Origin of the sequence: Hominenteromicrobium mulieris (assembly GCF_046197855.1) — a bacterium.
Classification (GTDB): Bacteria; Bacillota; Clostridia; order Oscillospirales; family Acutalibacteraceae; genus Hominenteromicrobium; species Hominenteromicrobium mulieris.
Genome location: NZ_CP173188.1, coordinates 1,681,795 through 1,701,714, shown reverse-complemented (window position 1 = coordinate 1,701,714; position 19,920 = coordinate 1,681,795). Strand labels below are relative to the sequence as shown.

Genomic DNA, 19,920 nt, shown 5'->3' with positions numbered 1-19,920 from the left:
TGAACAAATCGAAATGATAGCAAAAGCAGAGGACGAAAAAGCCTCTGCTTTTGCTATTTCCAAAGAAGATATTGACTCCGTACTTCAGAAAGGCAGCGGTGTTGCGGACGGAAAATACCGCATCTACCGCCAATTCCAAAAGGGCGTGGACAGACAGAAAAATATTGAGTTCCTTAAAAATGAGTATGGAACGGGCGGCGGTACGCACATCTTCCCCGATGGTTTCAGCGGTCATTCTTGGTATGACAGCAAAGGTCTTGCCATTGACCGAAACGGCACTTATACCAATCACGACCTTGTGTTAAAATGGTCACAGGTTGAAAAGCGTCTGCGTGAGCTGATTAAGGATAACCGCTATCTCAATCCGAAAGAAAAAGACCATTATGCCGATTATCTGGAGAGCGTGTCAGCCCCTCAATATGAGATTGACACCCAGAGGAAAATAGCAAGGCAGCGTTTTATCGACGCCCATCGTGACCTGCCGCCTGCCGACAAACGGGATACCCTTGCTTTGCGGCTATCTGACTTTATCCGTGACTTGGACAGGTACGAAAAAGACCTGTTATCTGTTGTGGAACGAAGCGACCTTGCAGATGTTACCGCCGAGCAAATGGAACAGCACTTATCCGACCCCTCAACCGTTCAACAGCTCATAGACTTTCTTGCACAGGTACAATGGAAAACGACCTCGGTTTTCAGCCGCAGTAATGGGTGGAAGTTTACCGAGGAATTAAGGGAGCTGCACCCACTTTGCTACCTCTACAATGAGGGCGATGTGGTGTATATCGGTGCGGATAAATATGAGATTGCAACACTTACCGAGGAAAAGGTCTATCTGCAAAATGCCGAGTTCCCTATCTTGGGGCAGGAATACAGCCGAGCCGACTTTGAAGAAAAGCTAACGGAAAATCCTGCAAATGACCATCTGAAAGTGGTCGTAACCGAGAAACAGAGGACAGAAGCACCGTCCGAGAAAAAGCAGGACGGAATACAGTTTTCTATCGGTTTTTCCGAACACCCTGCCTTTTATGACAGACAGCTTAATGACCGCTATACGGATTTGAGCTTTGCTCTGGGGAATAAGCTGCTTGGTATTTTGGACGAGAAACAGCACCGTGAGCGTGAGGGCGATAAAAATATCGGGTGGTATCACAAGACAGATTTTGTTATCAAGGCTGTTATCGGCGGCGAGGAATTTAACTATGAAGGGCGGTTTGATATTGGCGATGGTGAGGGCGATTTAATTGCCCATATTAAGAATTTTTACGATTATGCCTTATCGCCAAAGGGCGAACAGCTATATGGAGATGACCGAGAAAGCCTGCTCCGTGGCAGAGATGAGTTTATCCCATTCTTGGAACAGCACACCGAGCTGAAACCAGAGGACGAAAAACTGCTTGATGAGATTATGGCTACCGAAAGTGATTGGTACAGGACAGTCGAGGAAGCCGAAGAAAAACCACAGGCGAATGCCGATAAAGTGAATGGCTCAGAAGCTCCTGTCATTGAAATGGAGCAATCCACAGATGACCTCATAGGCAGGGAAATCATCATAGATAACCGTAAATATCTCATTGAGAGCATCGGGAAAATCAGCGGTGATGTGTCCCTGCGTGACATCACATTCCAGAACAATGTGGGCTTTCCGATAAACCGAGTGGAGAAAATCGGCTATATCCAAAAGCTATTGGAACAGGAAAAAACCGAATTACCACCCGAAGAAAAAACGGAAACTCTTGCCACAGACCGTCATAATTTCCGTATTACCGATGATGCCATCGGTATCGGCGGAGCAAAAGAAAAATTCCGTAACAATATGGCGGCAATCAACCTGCTGCACGAGCTTGAAATTGAAAACCGCCTTGCCACACCCGAAGAACAGGAAGTCCTGTCTCGGTATGTCGGTTGGGGCGGTCTTTCTATGGCATTTGATGAACACAATGCGGCGTGGGCGGAGGAGTTTAAGGAGCTATATGCCAGCCTTTCCCCAGAGGAATACCGTGCCGCTATGGAGTCAACGCTGACCGCTTTTTATACGCCGCCTGTTGTTATCAAGGCGATGTATGACGTACTTGACCGCCTGGGCTTTTCACAGGGCAATATCTTGGAGCCGTCCTGCGGCACAGGCAATTTCTTTGGTCTGCTTCCCGAAAGTATGCAAAACAGCAAGCTCCACGGCGTGGAAATCGACTCTCTCACAGGCAGGATTGCAAAGCAGCTCTACCAAAAAGCGAACATTGCCATTGAGGGCTTTGAGAAAACAAATCTCCCAGACGACCATTTTGATGTAGTCCTCGGTAATGTGCCTTTTGGGGAGATAAGGGTCAATGACAGCCGATACAACGCCCAGAAATTTCTCATACACGACTACTTTTTCGCAAAGGCTCTGGATAAAGTCCGTGCCGGCGGCGTTGTGATGTTCATTACCTCAAAGGGTACGATGGATAAAGCAAGTCCAGAGGTACGCAAGTATATTGCCCAGAGAGCCGAGCTTTTAGGTGCTATCCGTCTGCCAGACAACACCTTTAAGGCAAACGCAGGCACGGAGGTCACGAGCGATATTCTTATCCTGCAAAAGCGTGACCGAGTGATGGATATAGAGCCAGACTGGGTACACCTTGATACGGACGAAAACGGTGTTACGATGAACAGATATTTTGTCGAACACCCCGAAATGGTGTTGGGCGAGATAAAGATGGAAAACACACGCTTTGGTACTTTCGAGCCTGTCTGTAAAGCCCGTAAGGATATACCACTTTCCGAGCTTCTGTCCAATGCAGTTCAGAGGATAAACGGCGAAATCCCAGAGCTTGATAATAGGGTTGATGAAATCTCCGATGAGCAGGAGCTTTCCGTTCCTGCTGACCCGAATGTGCGTAACTTCTCTTTTACTCTGGTGGACGGCAGGGTTTACTTCCGAGAGAATGACCGTATGCAACCTGCTTCTGTGTCGATGACCGCAGAAAACCGTATTAAGGGACTTATCCAAATTCGTGACTGTGTGCGTAAGCTCATAGAGTATCAGACCGATGATTACCCAGAGGAAATGATACGCACCGAGCAGGAAAACCTCAACCGTCTGTATGATGTTTATACCGCAAAATACGGTCTAATCAACAGCCGAGGAAACTATCTTGCTTTTGCTTCAGATGAGAGCTACTTCCTTCTATGTTCTCTGGAGGTGCTTGATGATGAGGGCAACTTCAAACGGAAGGCAGATATGTTCACAAAGCGGACTATCAAACCCCACCGAGAAGTAACTTCGGTTGAAACTGCAAGCGAAGCCCTCGCCCTCTCTATCGGGGAGAAAGCCCGTGTTGATTTGCCTTATATGGAGCAGCTCACAGGCAAAACGCAGGCTGAGCTTGTGCAGGATTTACAAGGTGTTATCTTCAAAGTACCGAACTGTGAGCATGTTTCCTATGTAGCCGCAGACGAGTATCTGTCAGGAAATGTCCGAAACAAGCTGACGGTTGCGGATCTTGCTGCGAAGAATGACCCAGAGCTTGCAGTTAATGTGGAAGCCTTGGAAAAGGTCATTCCCAAAGACCTCTCGGCGGCGGAAATCTCTGTCCGTCTGGGTGCAACTTGGATACCGCAGGAAGATATACAGCGGTTTGTGATGGAGCTTTTAACTCCGTCAAGTTATGCCGCAGGCAGATTAAAGGTACGATACACCCCGATAAACGGAGACTGGTTCATAGAGAATAAAAGCTCCGATATGGGGAATGTAAAGGCGGACAGCACCTATGGTACGAAAAGAGCTTCCGCCTATCGTATTATTGAGGACACCTTAAACCTGCGTGACACCCGTATCTTTGATTATGTGTATGACGAACACGGCAATAAAAAAGCGGTGTTCAATGCAAAGGAAACCACGGCGGCACAGGCGAAGCAGGAAGTCATCAAGCAGGCGTTTCAGGATTGGATATGGAAAGACCCAGAACGGCGAAACCGCCTTGTCCGTTATTACAACGACACTTTTAACTCTGTGCGACCCCGTGAATATGACGGAAGCCATATCACTTTCGGAGGTATCAGTCCAGAAATCACACTAAGACCACATCAAGTCAACGCCATCGCCCATATCCTTTATGGCGGCAATACGCTTCTTGCCCATAAGGTGGGAGCAGGAAAAACCTTTGAAATGGTAGCCGCCGCACAGGAAAACAAACGGCTCGGCTTATGCCAGAAATCCATGTTTGTTGTGCCAAATCATCTTGTCGGTCAGTGGGCTTCCGAGTATCTGCGGCTCTATCCGAGTGCAAATATACTTGTGACAACAAAGCGGGATTTTGAAACGGGAAACCGCAAGAAGTTCTGCGGCAGGATTGCCACAGGCGACTATGACGCAGTCATTATCGGGCATTCGCAGTTTGAAAAAATCCCGATGAGCATAGGACGCCAGAGGGAGCAGTTGGAAAAGCAGCTTGATGATATTGAGCATGGCATTGACGATGTGCAGGCTTCCAAAGGCGAGCAGTTCACGGTCAAACAGCTAATGAAAACCCGAAAGGCAATCAAGACGAAGCTCGAAAAACTCAACGACACCAAGCGTAAGGATACGGTTATCGACTTTGAACAGCTCGGCGTTGACAGGCTTTTCATTGATGAGAGCCATTTTTATAAGAATTTGTACCTCTACACCAAGATGCGGAATGTAGGCGGTATCGCCCAGACCGAAGCCCAGAAATCAAGCGACCTCTTTATGAAATGCCGCTATCTGGACGAAATCACGGGCAACCGTGGCACGGTTTTCGCAACGGGTACGCCTGTTAGCAATTCAATGGTTGAGCTGTACTCCGTTCAGAGGTACTTGCAGTATGACACTCTTGCACAGAACGGTTTGCAGCATTTTGACAGTTGGGCTTCTACCTTTGGAGAAACGGTTACAGCTCTGGAATTAGCACCCGAAGGCACGAATTACCGAGCCAAGACAAGGTTTGCCAAGTTCTATAACCTGCCAGAGCTGATGCAGATGTTCCGTGAGGTGGCGGATATACAGACCGCCGATATGCTAAAGCTCCCTGTGCCAACGGTCAATTACCACAATATTAAGACTAAGCCGAGTGAGATACAGACCGAAATGGTAGCTTCCCTTGCGAAGCGGGCTGAGAAAGTCAGGGCAAGGCTTGTCGAGCCGAACATTGACAATATGCTCAAGATAACCAATGATGGAAGAAAACTGGCTCTTGACCAGAGAATGATTGACCCGATGCTGCCAGATGACCCAGAAAGTAAAGTCAATGCCTGCGTGGATAATGTGTACCGTATCTGGGAGGAACACGCCGATACCAAAGCGACACAGCTTGTGTTCTGCGACCTGTCCACCCCGAAAAATGACGGTACTTTCAATGTCTATGACGATATGAGGGAGAAGCTGATAGCCCGTGGTATCCCTGCGGAGCAGATACGCTTTATCCACGAAGCGACCACCGATGCACAGAAAAAAGAGTTGTTCGGCAAGGTAAGAAGCGGCGAAGTCCGTGTGCTGTTCGGCTCTACTCCTAAGATGGGAGCAGGTACGAATGTGCAGGACAGGCTCATAGCAATCCATAACCTTGATTGTCCGTGGCGTCCTTCCGACCTTGAACAAAGGCAGGGGCGTATTGAACGGCAGGGCAATATGTTTCCAGAGGTGGAGGTTTACCGATATGTGACCGAGCAGACTTTTGATGCTTATCTCTATCAGTTGGTGGAGAGCAAGCAGAAATTTATCAGCCAGATAATGACGAGCAAAAGCCCTGTACGCTCTGCCGAAGATGTGGACGAGGTTGCCCTGTCCTTTGCGGAGGTTAAAATGCTTGCCACAGGTGATGCCCGTTTTAAGGAAAAGATGGATTTGGATATACAGGTTTCCAAGCTCCGAGTGTTAAAGCAGAGTTATCTTTCCGAGCATTACGACCTTGAGGACAGAGTGCTGAAATACTATCCCCAGACCATTAAAGAGTATGAGGAACGCATTGCAGGCTATGAAAACGATGCGGCTCTTGTCGAGCAGCACAAGCCGCAGGGCGAGGATAAGTTCTGCCCGATGACCCTAAAAGGTATGACCTACACCGAAAAGGCAGACGCAGGCGAGATGCTCCTTGCAATCTGCAAGGATTATCCGATGTCCGCAGCTACCGAAATCGGCAGCTATCGAGGTTTCCGAATAGAGATTTATTATGATACCGTCAACGCCCATTATTGTATGAACCTTTGTGGAAAGGCAAAGCATAAGGTAGATTTAGGTGCTGATGCCCTCGGAAATCTGACCCGAATTGAAAACGAGCTGTCAAAGCTCCCCGCCAGACTGGAAGCTGCCAAGACCAAAAAGGCGGAAACTATCGCACAGCTTGAAACCGCAAAGGAGGAAATCAAGAAGCCCTTTGCCTTTGAAGATGAGCTGAAAGAAAAAACAGAACGGCTGAACGCTCTTAACATTGAGCTGAATCTGAATGAAAAAGATACTTCCGTTATGGATACCGAGCCAGAGCAGGCAGAAGAACAGCCCGAAAGAAAATGTGCAAGTCGGGAGAGATAATGCGGTTTGCATATTTGTATTGCTGATTTCTGGGAAGTATAATAGGTGTAGATTTATAGAATATCGGAGGTGAAAGGTGTGCTTGATAATTTCAGATTTGAAACCTTTGTTGATGTGCATAGCAACATCTTTGCTGAATATCTAAGCTCCGTTATCGCAAAGCTGCCCAAAGAAAATCCAGAATACCGTTCCACAGAGGAAAGGATAGAGGAACTCTACAAGGAGTATCCCAAAGTGATGGCAGTTTTGGATACGGAAAAGCCGAGTGATTTATCCGAGCAGGAGTGTAAGGCTTTGATAGAAGTTTTGGAGCTTCGGAACAGGCTCAGCGATATGCAGCAGGAAGCAATCTATTTCAGAGGGTGCTATGACAGCGTTGGGTATCTCAAAAAGGCAGGAATTTTATAACCGAGAACGGCGGCATTGGCGTGGAGCTGATGCCGCTTTTACATAGCCGCAGAGGTGGAAAAATTCATAAAAATGTGGTATGATTTTTAAATCAGTAAGGAGGTGACAGTTTGTGAGTGTTATCTTTGGAATAAAAGAAAATAACCGTATAATTATTGCAGGCGATAAGCGAGGGTCAAGTATTGACGGGAAAACTTTGTCAGATGATTTAGACAAAGTCCTTATGATAAATGACCATTTAGCTTTTTCAAGTGCAGGTAACGCAGCTATTGAAAAGGCTATTTCAATAGATTTGAACAAGGCGACAAATAAAGATTGCCTAACTACCGATGATTTACTTGATATTATAAAAGCATTTTATAAGCGAGTAGCCGATACAAATTGTGATGCTATATTAGCCTTGCCGTTCTATTTTCTCATAGCAGGTAAAGGGCGTGACGGTAATGCAAGCCTAATATCGGGAGGTAATATCAAGGGTCGTTTAGATGCAAAAGATGTTCCAATGGCTCTTTTTCCACCTGCCGATGCAAAAATGCAGGAGTGCTGCGATTGCTTTGCAAAAAATTATAAGTTGCATAATTCAGAGTTTGTAGAAAAAACAATTAAGGAAATTGCGAATATTAGTAATTTGGTAAGCCCTACGGGTAACAAATGGATTTATAATATCGCAACAGAAAAAGGGATGCTTTTTTCATTCTAAAAGAACTATATTTTACATAGCCGAGAGGTTTTCATTTAACGAAATCCCCTCGGCTTTTTCTATTTCTGGAGGTGATTTTATCCATTGAGAACTAACCGACCCTACGTGCAGATTGACCCAGATGTGCTTGAACGGGTACGCCAGATTGACCTGTTATCCTATCTGCGTGAGTTTGAGCCGAGCAATCTCGTTAAGGTCAAAGGCACAAGCAATGTGTACTGTACAGCAGAACACGACAGCTTAAAGATTTCCAACGGCAAATGGTATTGGTGGTCGAGAGGTTTCGGCGGCTATTCTGCCCTCGACTATCTCATCAAGGTCAAGGAATATGACTTCGTAGAAGCCGTGGAAATTCTCACGGGACAGACGATGGCGGACTGGAAGCCACCCCCTGCTCCCAAGAAAGATAAACCGAAAGTCCTGCTCCTGCCGCCAAAAAATAAGGATTGTAACCGAGTGATACAGTATCTTTTCGGGCGTGGTATTGACTATCAGCTCATACAGGAGTGTATCTCAGACGGCACGCTTTATGAGAGTGCCGATTATCACAATGCTGTTTTTATCGGCAAAGATGAAAGCGGAACACCGAAATATGCTGCCCTGCGAGGCACTCTCGGCAGCACTTTCAAGCAGGACGCATCGGGCAGCGACAAGCAGTATTCGTTCCGACTTCTGGCAAAGAAGCCTGCGGATACCGTGCATTTATTTGAAGCCGCCATTGATTTACTGTCCTACGCCACCTATCTAAAGTGTGAGGGAAAGGACTATAAATCGGAAAATCTGCTTTCTTTATCGGGCGTGTATCAGCCAAAGAAAGAGATGAAGGACAGCAAAATCCCCATAGCTCTCACAACTTTTTTGAGTGCCAATCCACAAATTAAGACCATAGTTCTGCATCTGGATAATGATAAGGTAGGCAGGCTTTGTACCGCTACTTTGAAGGAACTGTTGCAGAAAGACTACAAAATCGTTGATGATCCTCCGCCTGTCGGCAAGGACTTCAACGATTTTTTGTTGTCCTATCTGAAAATTGCAAGACCAAAGCTTAAGCGTGAAAGGAGTGATGTCCGTTGATTGTGTAGCAGTTTTTGCCCAGAAAGACACCGAAACCAAATCAAAATTTAATGCTGAAAGCGAGGAATGAACTATTGAAAAAGTATGATGTAACCCTTACTGCCCATTACCGAAAGACCGTTTCCGTCTATGCGGAAAGCCCCGAACAGGCAAAGGAAAAGACAAAAATTATCCTGTTCGATACCGACCTTATCAACTTTACCGATGATGGTTTTGTCTGCGGCGAAGCCGATATTACCGAGCAGAGCGAGGACGGTCTTGACGGTGCGGGCGAGAATACACTACAGGAAAATACGGATTGTTCGGACTGTCCGTACTTCTGCCCCGTGTGCGGTGAGTGTATGTATGAGGAGGACTGCGAAGAATGAGATGTCTTACCAAGCACTGAATTTGGTTAGCCAAATTCGCTTGTTAGGGGTCAGCCCCTAATACCCCGTGAGAACAGAAAGGAGTTTAAAAATGAGTGAGTTCTTATTTTTCATTATTGGCACAATGCTCGGCGGTCTGTTCGGTGTTGCGTGTATGTGTTGCTTGCAGATAAGCAGACTTTCCGAGAGAAAGGAAGTGGACAATGCGAAAAAGAAATGTGCAGATACTTTTCCGTCTGACTGAGGAGGAAGCCGAACACCTTAATGAGCTTGTGCGGAAATCGGGTCGCTCAAAAGAAGCCTTTTTAAGAGAAATGGTAAGGGGCTATCAGCTCTGCGAAAAGCCCGACCCAGAGTTCTATAAAATGATGCGTGAGCTGTCCGCCATTGGCAACCGTATCAATCAGCTTGCGGTTAAGGCAAACGCCCTCGGCTTTGTGGATACCCCGATGCTCCGTGAGGAAGCAAGGAAATGGCACGAGTTTCAGATTGACATTCGCAAAAGGTATCTGCTTCCACGCAGGTCATCGTAATGGCGGTCTGCGAGATATGGGATGTGCGTGGCAGGCTCGACCATCCAATCGACTATGCCGAAAATCCCGAAAAGACCGCCAACCCCAAATACACCGAAGACGACCTGCAGGCGATGGTCGATGTAATGGAGTACGCTACTAATAAGGATAAGACCGAGCAGCGTTTCTTTGTCACAGGTGTAAATTGTGACCCGACCACCGCCAGAGATGAAATGATGATTACCAAAGCGGGATGGAGCGACACGAGTGAGATTGTCTGCTATCACGGCTTCCAGAGCTTCAAGCACGGTGAGGTTACGCCAGAGCAGGCTCACGAGGTCGGCGTTAAACTTGCCGAGCGAATGTGGGGCGACAGATTTCAAGTCATCGTTGCCACTCACCTAAATACCGATTGCCTGCATAATCACTTTGTCGTGAACTCTGTTTCTTTTGCGGACGGTATGCACTACCACGACAACAAAGCAAATCTGCGGCTGCTCCGTCAGCGTTCCGATGAGCTTTGCCGTGAGTATGCTCTGTCTGTCATCGAACACCCAAGCGGTAAGAAAAAGCCCTACGCCCTTTACCAAGCCGAAAAGCAGGGGCGACCCACGAGGGATAATGTTGCCAGACAGGCGGTGGATGAAGCTATCAGCAAATCATTTACGCTGAAAGACTTTGACCGCCAGTTGGCAGAAATGGGCTATCGCATAAACTTTGACCCCAACCGCAAGTATTGGACGATTATAGGCAAGGGCTGGCAAAGACCCAAGCGGCTTTATAAGCTCGGAGAGGAATACACCAATGACAGGATTATGGAGCGTATCAGCGAAAATTCCTATGCTGTCAAATTCCAGAGCTTCTCAGAGCCACAGGTCAAGGTCTATCGGGTCAAAGGCTCATTGAAGAATGCCAGGAAAATCGGCGGCTTGCGTGGGCTGTATCTCCATTACTGCTACAAGCTCGGTATCCTGCCAAAAGGCAGAAAACAAAATTATGCACGGCTTCATTATCTCTTAAAGGACGACCTTATGAAGATGGAAGCCATCACACAGGAAACAAGGCTGCTTTGCCGCAATCACATTGATACGGCGGAGCAGCTTTGTTCATATAAAGGCTCTCTGGAAACGGAGATGTCTGCCCTGCTTCAGAAGCGAAAGGAGCTTTACTCCAAATCCCGCAGGACAAGCGGCGAAGAAAAGGAAGCGGTCAAGGCAGAGCTTTCCGATATTTCGGGGCGGCTGAAAATTATCCGAAAGGAGGTCAGACTGTGCGAGGGCATCGCCGCCCGTAGTGATACCCTCAAGGAAAAATTGCAGACGATACGGGCAGACGAACACGAACAGCAAAGAAAGGAGCTGATGAAGAATGAACACAGGCGGCGAAGCGGCAGAACAAATCGTCCGAATGAGCTTGGAGGGCTTTGAGGTCGCTGCCAAAATTACAGGTGCAGGTGCGAAGAACATCGCTATCCTGTTGTATTCCATTCTCAAAGAAGAAAAGAAAACCAAAGGCAAAGCAAGGCTGACGAGTATGCTCCGTTCTGGTAAGGAGCTGAAAGTCTTTACCGTCAAAAACGGCGACTTAAAGAAGTTCACGCAGGAAGCGAAAAAATACGGTGTGCTTTACTGTGTCCTCACGGACAGGAAAAACAAAGACCCCAATGCGGAGGTCGATGTCATCGCCCGTGCCGAGGACGCATCGAAAATCAGTCGTATCGTGGAACGCTTTAATCTTGCTTCGGTGGATACCGCTTCTATTGTGACGGAAGCCGAGAAATCCAAAGATGCAAAGGACGGTCAGCCAGAGCCAGATATTGGTGTGCAGGAAAAGGCGGAGAAAGACAAGCTGCTTGACGAGCTTATGGGCAAGCCTGTCCAGAAGGAGGAAAACGCCCCAAACCCCTCGGTGGCAAAGACAGAAAAATCCCCTCAGTCCGAGCCTACCTTAGAGCAGCCAAAGAAGTCCGCAGAGGGGGCTACTATGACTAAGGAGAAACCTTCTGTCAGAGAGGAACTGCGGAAAATCAAGGAGAGCCGCAAGGAGCAGGAAGCAGAGATTGGCACTTCCGACCTGGACAAAAGCGGTGCTTCCGACAGGGCGAAAAGTGCTAACAGGAAAACGGAGCATAAACAGCCCACAAGAAAGAAAAAGAAACCAAAATCCAAAGAAACGAGGTAAACAGCTATGAGTATTTACGATGTATTCAGCGGCGGCAACAGACCTTTTGATAAAGAGGAATGGGCTGCCGCAAAGCAGGCACAGCGGAAAGAAGCCTATGAGCTGATTGACAATACCTGCTCTGAAATGGTGGCAAGCGGCGACAGCTTCCGTCAGTATCTTGATGTGCAGGGTCGCTTTGACCGTTACTCCGTGGCTAACGCTATTCTGGTATCAGCACAGATGCCCGAAGCAACGCAGCTTAAAGAGTACAGCAAATGGAAAGCGAACCGTGTCTATGTGAACAAGGACGCACAGAAAATCATTATCCTTGAGCCGAGCAAGGAATACACCCGTGAGGACGGGACAAAGGGCGTCTCTTACAATGCCAAAGTGGTTTATGATATTTCCGAAACCTCGGCAAAGGACAGGCAGCAGGAACAGGAGCCGAAATCCATGCGTGAGCTTGTGTCGGCTCTGATTGATGCAAGCCCTGTACCCTGTGTTCCTGTCGGTGAGCTTGAACTGCCTGCCTATTATGACAGCTCTCAGCAGACCATTTTTGTCAAGAAGGGGCTTTCCGAGGAAGTGCTGTTCGTGAGTATGGCAAAAGAAGTGTCGGCGGCGGTCTATGACTTTAAGCACAACGAGAGCCGTGATGCTTCCGATTTCAAATCCTTCTGCGTTGCCTATATGGTAAGCTCCCGTTATGGCGTGGATACCAGAGGTTTTGACTTTTCCAGACTTCCCAGAGAGTATGCGGAAATGGATACACAGGCATTCAAAGGAGAGCTTGGCACGATGCGTGATGTTCTGGGCGAAATCCAGAGCGATATGTATAAGAGTATGGAGAAGAACAAGCCTGCAAAGAACAAAGAGCAGGAACGCTAATCGGAGGTGCAGACTATGAGAGAGAAACGATACCATATCGCACTTGATAAGTACGATAAGAATATCGTCATCAACGCCTTAAACACCCTGCGTACAAGGCAGTTACAGGAGGAACGCCCCACCGAGCCTGTTGACGAGCTGATAAGCAAGGTGGCACACGCTCCGACAAAAAAGGTTAAGGTCGTGCATTGCAGGTGCAATGAGGAACGATGACCAGAAAACGAGCCTAATCCTTTCTGTCTGCGGCATACTTCCTGTCGTATGGCTTGCCCTGCTGACAGCACCCTATGTCAGCGGTGGTCTTGTAGAGATTATCCGAGGTCTGCCTGTGGCGATGGGCAATCCGTTTGAAATAATGGTATGTGAGGACAGCGTAAAGACTGTCCTCATTTTTTTACTTGCCTACGCTATGGGCATCGGCGTTTATTTCTCTACACGCAGGAATTACCGCAGGCGTGAGGAACACGGCTCTGCGAAATGGGGCAACGCAGGTGCTTTGAATAAGAAGTACCGAGATAAAGACCCGTCAGCTAATAAGCTTTTGACCCAGAATGTCCGTATCGGGTTGGACGGGAAAAAGCACCGCAGGAATCTGAATATTTTAGTCTGCGGCGGTTCTGGTGCGGGAAAAACGAGGTTTTTCTGCAAGCCAAATGCTATGCAGTGCAACACATCTTTTGTAATACTCGACCCAAAGGGCGAAATCGTCCGTGACATCGGCGGTCTGTTGGAAAACAAAGGCTATGAGGTGCGTGTGCTTGACCTTATCAATATGCACCGCAGCCATTGTTACAATCCCTTTGTCTATCTACGGAACGATAACGATGTTCAGAGGTTGGTAACAAACTTGTTTAAGGCGACCACGCCGAAAGGCTCACAGTCGCAAGACCCGTTCTGGGATACGGCGGCGAGTATGCTGCTTCTGGCTCTGGTGTTCTATCTGAAATATGAAGCACCGCCAGACGAACAGAATTTCCCGATGGTTATGGAGCTGCTCCGTGCAGGCGAAGTCCGAGAGGACGATGACAGCTATGTAAGCCCTCTAGACGAGCTGTTTGACCGTCTGGAAATGGTAAACCCAGAGCATATCGCCCTCAAGTATTACAGGGATTACCACTCTGGTAGTGCAAAGACCTTAAAGAGTATCCAGATAACTCTTGCCGCAAGGCTTGAAAAATTCAATCTGGAGAGCCTTGCAGGGCTTACTGCCACCGATGAGCTTAACCTGCCAAGTCTGGGCGAAAAGAAGGTCGCTCTGTTCGCTCTGATACCAGACAACGACACGAGTTTTAACTTCCTTGTCAGTATCCTTTATACCCAACTCTTTCAGCAGCTTTTTTATCTAGCAGACCACAAGTACGGCGGAAGCCTGCCTGTGCATTGCCATTTCATAATGGACGAATTTGCGAATGTTTCATTGCCCGACGACTTTGATAAAATCCTGTCTGTTATGCGTTCCAGAGGGGTATCGGTATCCATTATCCTGCAAAATCTGGCACAGCTCAAAGCCCTTTTTGAAAAGCAATGGGAAAGCATTGTCGGCAACTGCGATGAGTTTCTGTATCTGGGCGGCAACGAGCAAAGCACCCACAAATATGTGTCAGAGCTTTTGGGCAAGGAAACCATTGATACCAACACCTACGGGAAAAGCTCTGGGCGGAGTGGTAACTATTCAACAAATTATCAGATTTCGGGGCGTGAGCTGATGACCCCAGACGAAGTGCGTATGCTTGATAACCGTTACGCACTTCTTTTTGTGCGTGGAGAACGCCCCGTTATGGACTTCAAGTATGACATTTTGAAGCACCCGAATGTGAAGCTGACGGCTGACGGAGGGCAACCGCCGTATATCCACGGAGAGCCTACGCAGGCTGTCGCAACCCTTGTGTTTGACAGTGATATTCCAGATATCGCCGTGAGCGTGAAAGCTGTCAGCACTTCCTATGAGCTTCTGTCCGATGAGGACTTGGAAGAAATATTCAATTTATAAGGAGGATTTACCCTATGAAACTTTTTAAGAAGAACGAGAACAAGAAAACCACGAAGCTGCCGATGACTAAAAAGGTTAAGAAAGGCTTCCGCTATTACTGTATGGCTGTTATGGCAATGACCTTTGTGCTTGGTACTTCCGTAACCGCCTTTGCTGCCAATGACCCCATTCAGGTAGTCAACAATCTGTCCGATTTCATTTTCGGTCTGGTGAGGGCTGTTGGTATGATTATGCTCGGCTTTGGTATCGTGCAGATTGGTCTTTCCCTCAAATCCCATGACCCGTCCCAGAGAGCTAACGGATTTTTGACCCTTGCAGGCGGCGTTGTCATTACCTTCGCAAAAGAAATCTTGACTCTTATCACAGGCTAAGATAACAGACTGACACAAAAAGATAACGGGAGCAGATCCGCCGAGTGCGGAACTGCTCCCGTTATCTAATATCATCAAGGAGGTGGTCAAATGTCTGATAACTGGGTGGTACAGAATTTAGAGAACGCCCTAAACACTTGGAATGAGAAATTAGCCGAGATATGGCAGCTCATTACCCAATCCCCAGAGAACTTTAAGGGAGGCACGATATGGAATGTCATCGTGGATATTCACGGTGCGGTGCAGGCTATTGGACTTGCCCTGCTCGTGCTGTTCTTTGTTGTGGGTGTGATGCGTACCTGCGGAAATTTTGCAGAAGTCAAGCGACCAGAGCAGGCTTTGAAGCTGTTTATCCGCTTTGCCATTGCCAAAGGTGCAGTGACCTACGGATTAGAACTGATGATGGCACTGTTTAAGATTGTGCAGGGTATGATTTCCACGATTATGAATGCCGCAGGATTTGGCTCGGCACAGCAGACGGTGTTGCCGCAGGAAATCGTGACAGCCGTTGAAGATTGCGGATTTTTTGAGAGTATCCCGCTATGGGCGGTCACGCTGATAGGCGGACTGTTTATTACGGTGCTGTCATTCATAATGATTATGTCGGTATATGGCAGGTTTTTCAAGCTGTATATCTATACTGCCATAGCACCCGTACCCCTTTCCGCTTTTGCGGGAGAGCCGAGCCAAAGCGTCGGCAAGAGCTTCATTAAGAGCTATGCCGCTGTATGCCTTGAAGGTGCGGTTATCGTGCTTGCCTGCATTATCTTTTCCCTATTTGCTTCTTCTCCGCCTGTGGTCAATCCCGATGCGGCGGCGGTTACAATGGTATGGAGCTATATCGGGGAACTTGTGTTCAATATGCTCGTCCTTGTCGGTGCGGTCAAAATGGCAGACCGTGTTGTAAGAGAAATGATGGGCTTGTAAGGGAGGTGCTATGATTGGAAGTAAAGATAAATAAGGAAATCCGTAATTATACGGAGAGTATGTTTTTTGGACTGTCACTCAGACAGTTCATTTTTTCTGTCCTTGCCTGCGGCGTGGCGATGGGTTTGTATTTTCTTCTCCGTCCACGGTTTGGAACGGAAACCCTCAGTTGGGTTTGTATCTTAGGTGCATTCCCCTTTGCGGCTATGGGCTTTATCAAATACAACGGTATGACCGCAGAGCAGTTTGTCTGGGCGTGGCTTAAATCAGAATTTCTGATGCCGAAAAAGCTGATGTTCCTGCCAGATAATCTTTATTATGAAACGGTGAAGCCAACCATTGAAGCCTATGAAAAAGGGTTGACGACAGTACGGAAAAAGCAGAAAGGCAGGACACCAAAACCAAAGAAATCGAAAAAGAAAAAAGCGAAATGCAGCAAGGAGGTAAACAATGCTGAGAACTCTTAAAAATCTGTTCAAGCAGGACAGGGAAAAGTTTGTTGTGCCGAAGTCGGTACAAAATGTTATCCCGATTAAGACAATCTGGGAGGACGGCATATTTCTTGTAGGCAGGAACAAGTACGCAAAGACCTTTAAGTTTGAGGATATAAACTATGCCGTGGCAAGCCGTGAGGATAAGGAAGCAATGTTCCTTGAATACTCGGAGCTTCTTAATTCCCTTGACAGCGGTGCGACCACGAAAATCACTATCAACAACCGTCGCTTGAACAAAGCTGATTTTGAACAGACCATTTTAATCCCAATGGCTGATGACGGTCTGGATAAGTACCGCAAGGAATACAACAAAATGCTTTTGGATAAGGCGACAGGGGCTAATTCCATCGTACAGGATAAGTATGTAACCGTATCTGTCTGCAAGAAGAATATCGAGGAAGCCCGAAACTACTTTGCCCGTGTGGGTGCTGACCTTATCGCCCACTTTAACCGTCTGGGGTCGAAGTGTGTGGAACTGGACGCAGGCGACAAGCTGCGTATCTTCCACGACTTCTACCGTACAGGAGAAGAAACAGCGTTCCACTTCGATATTACCCAGACGATGCGGAAAGGTCACGATTTCAAGGATTTTATCTGCCCTGATACCTTTGAATTTGAGAGCGACTGCTTCAGAATGGGGGACAGATATGGGCGTGTGATTTTTCTCAGAGAGTATGCGGCATATATCAAGGACAGTATGGTGGCGGAGCTTTGTGAGTTGAACAGGAATATGATGCTGTCCGTTGACATTATCCCCGTTCCCACAGATGAAGCCGTGCAGGAGGTGGAAAACCGTCTGCTTGGTGTGGAAACTAACATTACGAATTGGCAGAGGAAGCAGAACCAGAACAACAATTTTTCAGCCGTTATCCCCTATGATTTGGAACAGCAGCGAAAGGAAAGTAAGGAATTTCTGGACGATTTGACAACCCGTGACCAGAGAATGATGTTTGCCGTGCTGACGATGGTGCATACGGCTGACACCAAAGAGCAGCTCGACAATGATACAGAAGCTCTCTTGACTACCGCAAGAAAGCACTTGTGCCAGTTTGCGGTGCTGAAATATCAACAGATGGACGGATTAAATACAGCTCTGCCATTTGGTGTACGGAAGATAGATGCCCTGCGTACCCTCACAACAGAGAGCCTTGCAGTGTTTATACCGTTCCGTGTGCAGGAAATTTACCACGAAAACGGTGTGTATTACGGTCAGAATGTCATCAGCAAAAATATGATTATTGCCAACCGCAGGCAGCTCCTTAACGGCAATTCCTTTATTCTCGGTGTGTCAGGTGCAGGAAAATCTTTTACCGCAAAGGAAGAAATGACGAATATCATTCTGACCGACCCTAATGCCGATATAATCATCATTGACCCAGAGCGTGAATATTCCCCGCTTGTTAAAGCAATGCAGGGAGAGGTTATTCATATCTCTGCGACAAGTGAAAATCACATCAATGCTATGGATATGAACTCCGATTACGGTGACGGTGCAAACCCTGTCATTCTGAAATCGGAGTTTATTTTATCCCTTTGCGAACAGCTCATCGGCGGCACGAACTTGGGAGCAAAGCAGAAATCCATTATTGACCGATGTACGGCAAGCGTGTACCGCTACTATCAGCAGGGCAACTATATGGGAACGCCGCCAACCTTGCAGGACTTCCGTGAGGAACTTCTTAAACAGAACGAACCAGAAGCACAGGAAATCGCCCTTGCTATCGAATTATTTACAGATGGCTCTCTCAACACCTTTGCCAAGCATACCAATGTGGATACCCACAGCCGCCTTATCTGCTATGACATTCTGGATTTGGGTAAGCAGTTACAGCCTATCGGTATGCTTGTGGTGCTTGACAGTATCTTAAACCGTATCACGCAGAACAGAGCCAAAGGCAGAAATACCTTTATTTTCATTGATGAAATCTATTTGCTCTTTCAGCACGAATACTCTGCAAACTTCCTCTTTACCCTCTGGAAGCGTGTGCGTAAATACGGTGCGTACTGTACGGGTATTACGCAGAATGTAGACGACCTTTTGCAGAGCCATACGGCAAGGACGATGCTTGCTAACAGCGAATTTATCATTATGCTTAACCAAGCATCTACGGACAGACTTGAGCTTGCCAAGCTCCTTAATATCTCCGACCTTCAGATGAGTTATATCACGAATGTCGGTGCAGGACAGGGATTACTCAAAGTTGGCAGCTCCCTTGTGCCGTTTGTAAACAAGTTCCCACGCAATACCGAGCTTTACAAGTTGATGACGACCAAGTTCGGTGAGGTCTAAGAAAGGAGGTCTTTTATGGCTGATATTAAATTCCGTGATACGGCTCACCGTGATTTCTTTCTGGAAAATATGATGAAATGCAGAGTGAACGACTGTTATCACAGGGCATTTTTCTATGTGATGGGTATCGCTTCGGAAACGAGGGCGAACATCAACCAGATGTTCAATTTCAAGGAGGACTGCATCGAGCCAGAGGGTATGCACGGCGGCTGGCAGACAAGCGGAACAGTCAAGGTCTGCCATCTTGCTTTTAACCTTTGGAACGGGTATGCAGAGGAAGGGCGGGAACGGTATTTCACGCCAGAGGAGTTGTTTTGCTGTGAGTTTGCTCCCTACTTTATGGAGGGTATCAAGGTCAGATACCCCGAATATTGCAGGGAGCTTCCTGCTCCCAGAAAACAGACGGAAATTTCAAGATAAGAAAGGAAAAGCCTATGAAGAATTATAAATCTATTATCTGTGTTGTAGCCGCCGTGTGCCTGTTAGGTACGGCGGCTTTTTGCGGCTTCCGCATTTATCATTACTATGCAGAGGTGGACGAGCAGACGGAAGCCTTTGAGGAGATTGCCGAGATGGTAGAGCAGGCTCCCACGGATGAAACCGTGCCAGACGATGCCCCTGTCAGCGAGGGGGAAGATGTGCTTGCCAAGTATCAGGAATTGTATTTACAGAATGAGGATATGGTCGGTTGGATTTCCATTGCCGGCACGACAATCAATTATCCTGTGATGCAGAGTGGGAACAATCCGAATTTTTATCTGAAGCACAATTTTGAAAAAGAGTACAGCGATTTAGGAACGCCTTATGTGCAGGAGAATTGCGATATTGCTGAAAGTGACAATCTGGTTATCTACGGTCATCACATTAAGGGCGGCAAGATGTTTGGAGCGTTGGAGGATTACAAGTCCAAGAGCTTTTATGAGGAACACAAGAATATTCAGTTTGATACCCTCACAGAGCAGGCAGAGTATGAAATCGTCGCTGTGTTTAAGACTGTGGCGTACAGTTCTGAGGGATTCCGATACTACGACTTTGTTGATGCGGAGAATGAGGAAGATTTTAATTCCTATGTCGGGAAGTGCAAGGAGCTTGCTTTGTATGATACAGGTGTGACCGCTGAATACGGCGACAGGCTCATTACCCTTTCCACCTGCGAATACTCCGCACGGAACGGCAGGCTCGTTGTAGTGGCAAAAATGGTCGGCTGAT

At 47.3% G+C, this 19,920-nt stretch carries 18 protein-coding genes; all 18 read left to right on the top strand.

The features are described 5' to 3' along the window. The first annotated feature begins 13 nt into the window (after nt 1-13). The 18 genes from ACI0CA_RS08260 to srtB all read left to right on the top strand — a co-directional run bounded on the left by ACI0CA_RS08260 (nt 14) and on the right by srtB (nt 19,919). Nucleotides 14-6,526: an LPD25 domain-containing protein gene (locus tag ACI0CA_RS08260; RefSeq protein WP_446806985.1), complete on the top strand. Its 6,513-nt coding sequence runs from the start codon at nt 14-16 to the stop codon at nt 6,524-6,526. A gap of 78 nt (nt 6,527-6,604) precedes the next feature. Beyond that, nucleotides 6,605-6,934: a DUF6664 family protein gene (locus ACI0CA_RS08255; RefSeq protein ID WP_025577656.1), complete on the top strand. Its 330-nt coding sequence runs from the start codon at nt 6,605-6,607 to the stop codon at nt 6,932-6,934. Between the two features lie 112 nt (nt 6,935-7,046). Next, entirely contained in the window at nt 7,047-7,634 is a 588-nt protein-coding gene (locus ACI0CA_RS08250; RefSeq protein WP_015560128.1) for a proteasome subunit, read from the top strand. An 84-nt stretch (nt 7,635-7,718) separates the two neighbouring features. Further along, a complete protein-coding gene (locus ACI0CA_RS08245) occupies nt 7,719-8,708 on the top strand; it encodes a DUF3991 and TOPRIM domain-containing protein (RefSeq protein WP_025577659.1) in 990 nt (329 codons plus the stop codon). A gap of 74 nt (nt 8,709-8,782) precedes the next feature. Beyond that, entirely contained in the window at nt 8,783-9,076 is a 294-nt protein-coding gene (locus tag ACI0CA_RS08240) for a hypothetical protein (RefSeq protein WP_025577661.1), read from the top strand. A 91-nt stretch (nt 9,077-9,167) separates the two neighbouring features. Continuing rightward, a complete protein-coding gene (locus ACI0CA_RS08235; protein ID WP_081703190.1) occupies nt 9,168-9,320 on the top strand; it encodes a DUF3789 domain-containing protein in 153 nt (50 codons plus the stop codon). Next, nucleotides 9,280-9,609: a plasmid mobilization protein gene (locus ACI0CA_RS08230; RefSeq protein WP_008703437.1), complete on the top strand. Its 330-nt coding sequence runs from the start codon at nt 9,280-9,282 to the stop codon at nt 9,607-9,609. Before ACI0CA_RS08235 ends, ACI0CA_RS08230 begins: the two co-directional genes overlap by 41 nt. Next, nucleotides 9,609-11,015, top strand: coding sequence for a relaxase/mobilization nuclease domain-containing protein (locus tag ACI0CA_RS08225; RefSeq protein WP_025577665.1), 1,407 nt, complete (start codon nt 9,609-9,611; stop codon nt 11,013-11,015). The genes ACI0CA_RS08230 and ACI0CA_RS08225 overlap by 1 nt, the downstream gene beginning before the upstream one ends. After that, a complete protein-coding gene (locus ACI0CA_RS08220; protein ID WP_029676847.1) occupies nt 10,957-11,769 on the top strand; it encodes a PcfB family protein in 813 nt (270 codons plus the stop codon). Before ACI0CA_RS08225 ends, ACI0CA_RS08220 begins: the two co-directional genes overlap by 59 nt. A gap of 6 nt (nt 11,770-11,775) precedes the next feature. Further along, nucleotides 11,776-12,639, top strand: a complete 864-nt coding sequence (locus ACI0CA_RS08215) for a hypothetical protein (protein WP_025577671.1) — start codon at nt 11,776-11,778, stop codon at nt 12,637-12,639. A gap of 15 nt (nt 12,640-12,654) precedes the next feature. Further along, nucleotides 12,655-12,852, top strand: coding sequence for a hypothetical protein (locus ACI0CA_RS08210; protein ID WP_025577673.1), 198 nt, complete (start codon nt 12,655-12,657; stop codon nt 12,850-12,852). Further along, the gene (locus ACI0CA_RS08205) at nt 12,839-14,629 is read left to right on the top strand and encodes a VirD4-like conjugal transfer protein, CD1115 family (RefSeq protein ID WP_446806938.1); all 1,791 of its coding nucleotides are present in this window, start codon (nt 12,839-12,841) and stop codon (nt 14,627-14,629) included. Before ACI0CA_RS08210 ends, ACI0CA_RS08205 begins: the two co-directional genes overlap by 14 nt. A 14-nt stretch (nt 14,630-14,643) precedes the next feature. Beyond that, on the top strand, nt 14,644-15,000 hold the full coding sequence (locus ACI0CA_RS08200) for a glutamyl-tRNA amidotransferase subunit A (RefSeq protein WP_008703428.1): 357 nt from the start codon (nt 14,644-14,646) through the stop codon (nt 14,998-15,000). A gap of 90 nt (nt 15,001-15,090) precedes the next feature. Beyond that, the gene (locus ACI0CA_RS08195) at nt 15,091-15,927 is read left to right on the top strand and encodes a hypothetical protein (RefSeq protein WP_008703427.1); all 837 of its coding nucleotides are present in this window, start codon (nt 15,091-15,093) and stop codon (nt 15,925-15,927) included. Between the two features lie 14 nt (nt 15,928-15,941). Further along, on the top strand, nt 15,942-16,394 hold the full coding sequence (locus ACI0CA_RS08190) for a PrgI family protein (RefSeq protein ID WP_025577679.1): 453 nt from the start codon (nt 15,942-15,944) through the stop codon (nt 16,392-16,394). Further along, complete coding sequence (locus ACI0CA_RS08185; protein ID WP_025577680.1) at nt 16,378-18,711, top strand: VirB4-like conjugal transfer ATPase, CD1110 family; 2,334 nt, start codon at nt 16,378-16,380, stop codon at nt 18,709-18,711. Before ACI0CA_RS08190 ends, ACI0CA_RS08185 begins: the two co-directional genes overlap by 17 nt. Before the next feature lie 15 nt (nt 18,712-18,726). Further along, entirely contained in the window at nt 18,727-19,131 is a 405-nt protein-coding gene (locus ACI0CA_RS08180) for a DUF6075 family protein (RefSeq protein WP_015560136.1), read from the top strand. Between the two features lie 14 nt (nt 19,132-19,145). Continuing rightward, nucleotides 19,146-19,919 (top strand): class B sortase, encoded by a 774-nt coding sequence (gene srtB / locus ACI0CA_RS08175; protein WP_025577682.1) that lies wholly within the window; start codon nt 19,146-19,148, stop codon nt 19,917-19,919. Nucleotide 19,920 lies beyond the last annotated feature (1 nt).

Coding starts and splice junctions, on each gene's coding strand:
- ACI0CA_RS08260 (WP_446806985.1), top strand. CDS start 14: ATGATAGCAAAAGCAGAGGACGAAAAAGCCTCTGCTTTTGCTATTTCC.
- ACI0CA_RS08235 (WP_081703190.1), top strand. CDS start 9,168: ATGAGTGAGTTCTTATTTTTCATTATTGGCACAATGCTCGGCGGTCTG.
- ACI0CA_RS08230 (WP_008703437.1), top strand. CDS start 9,280: ATGCGAAAAAGAAATGTGCAGATACTTTTCCGTCTGACTGAGGAGGAA.
- ACI0CA_RS08225 (WP_025577665.1), top strand. CDS start 9,609: ATGGCGGTCTGCGAGATATGGGATGTGCGTGGCAGGCTCGACCATCCA.
- ACI0CA_RS08220 (WP_029676847.1), top strand. CDS start 10,957: ATGAACACAGGCGGCGAAGCGGCAGAACAAATCGTCCGAATGAGCTTG.
- ACI0CA_RS08215 (WP_025577671.1), top strand. CDS start 11,776: ATGAGTATTTACGATGTATTCAGCGGCGGCAACAGACCTTTTGATAAA.
- ACI0CA_RS08210 (WP_025577673.1), top strand. CDS start 12,655: ATGAGAGAGAAACGATACCATATCGCACTTGATAAGTACGATAAGAAT.
- ACI0CA_RS08205 (WP_446806938.1), top strand. CDS start 12,839: ATGAGGAACGATGACCAGAAAACGAGCCTAATCCTTTCTGTCTGCGGC.
- ACI0CA_RS08200 (WP_008703428.1), top strand. CDS start 14,644: ATGAAACTTTTTAAGAAGAACGAGAACAAGAAAACCACGAAGCTGCCG.
- ACI0CA_RS08195 (WP_008703427.1), top strand. CDS start 15,091: ATGTCTGATAACTGGGTGGTACAGAATTTAGAGAACGCCCTAAACACT.
- ACI0CA_RS08185 (WP_025577680.1), top strand. CDS start 16,378: ATGCTGAGAACTCTTAAAAATCTGTTCAAGCAGGACAGGGAAAAGTTT.
- ACI0CA_RS08180 (WP_015560136.1), top strand. CDS start 18,727: ATGGCTGATATTAAATTCCGTGATACGGCTCACCGTGATTTCTTTCTG.
- srtB (WP_025577682.1), top strand. CDS start 19,146: ATGAAGAATTATAAATCTATTATCTGTGTTGTAGCCGCCGTGTGCCTG.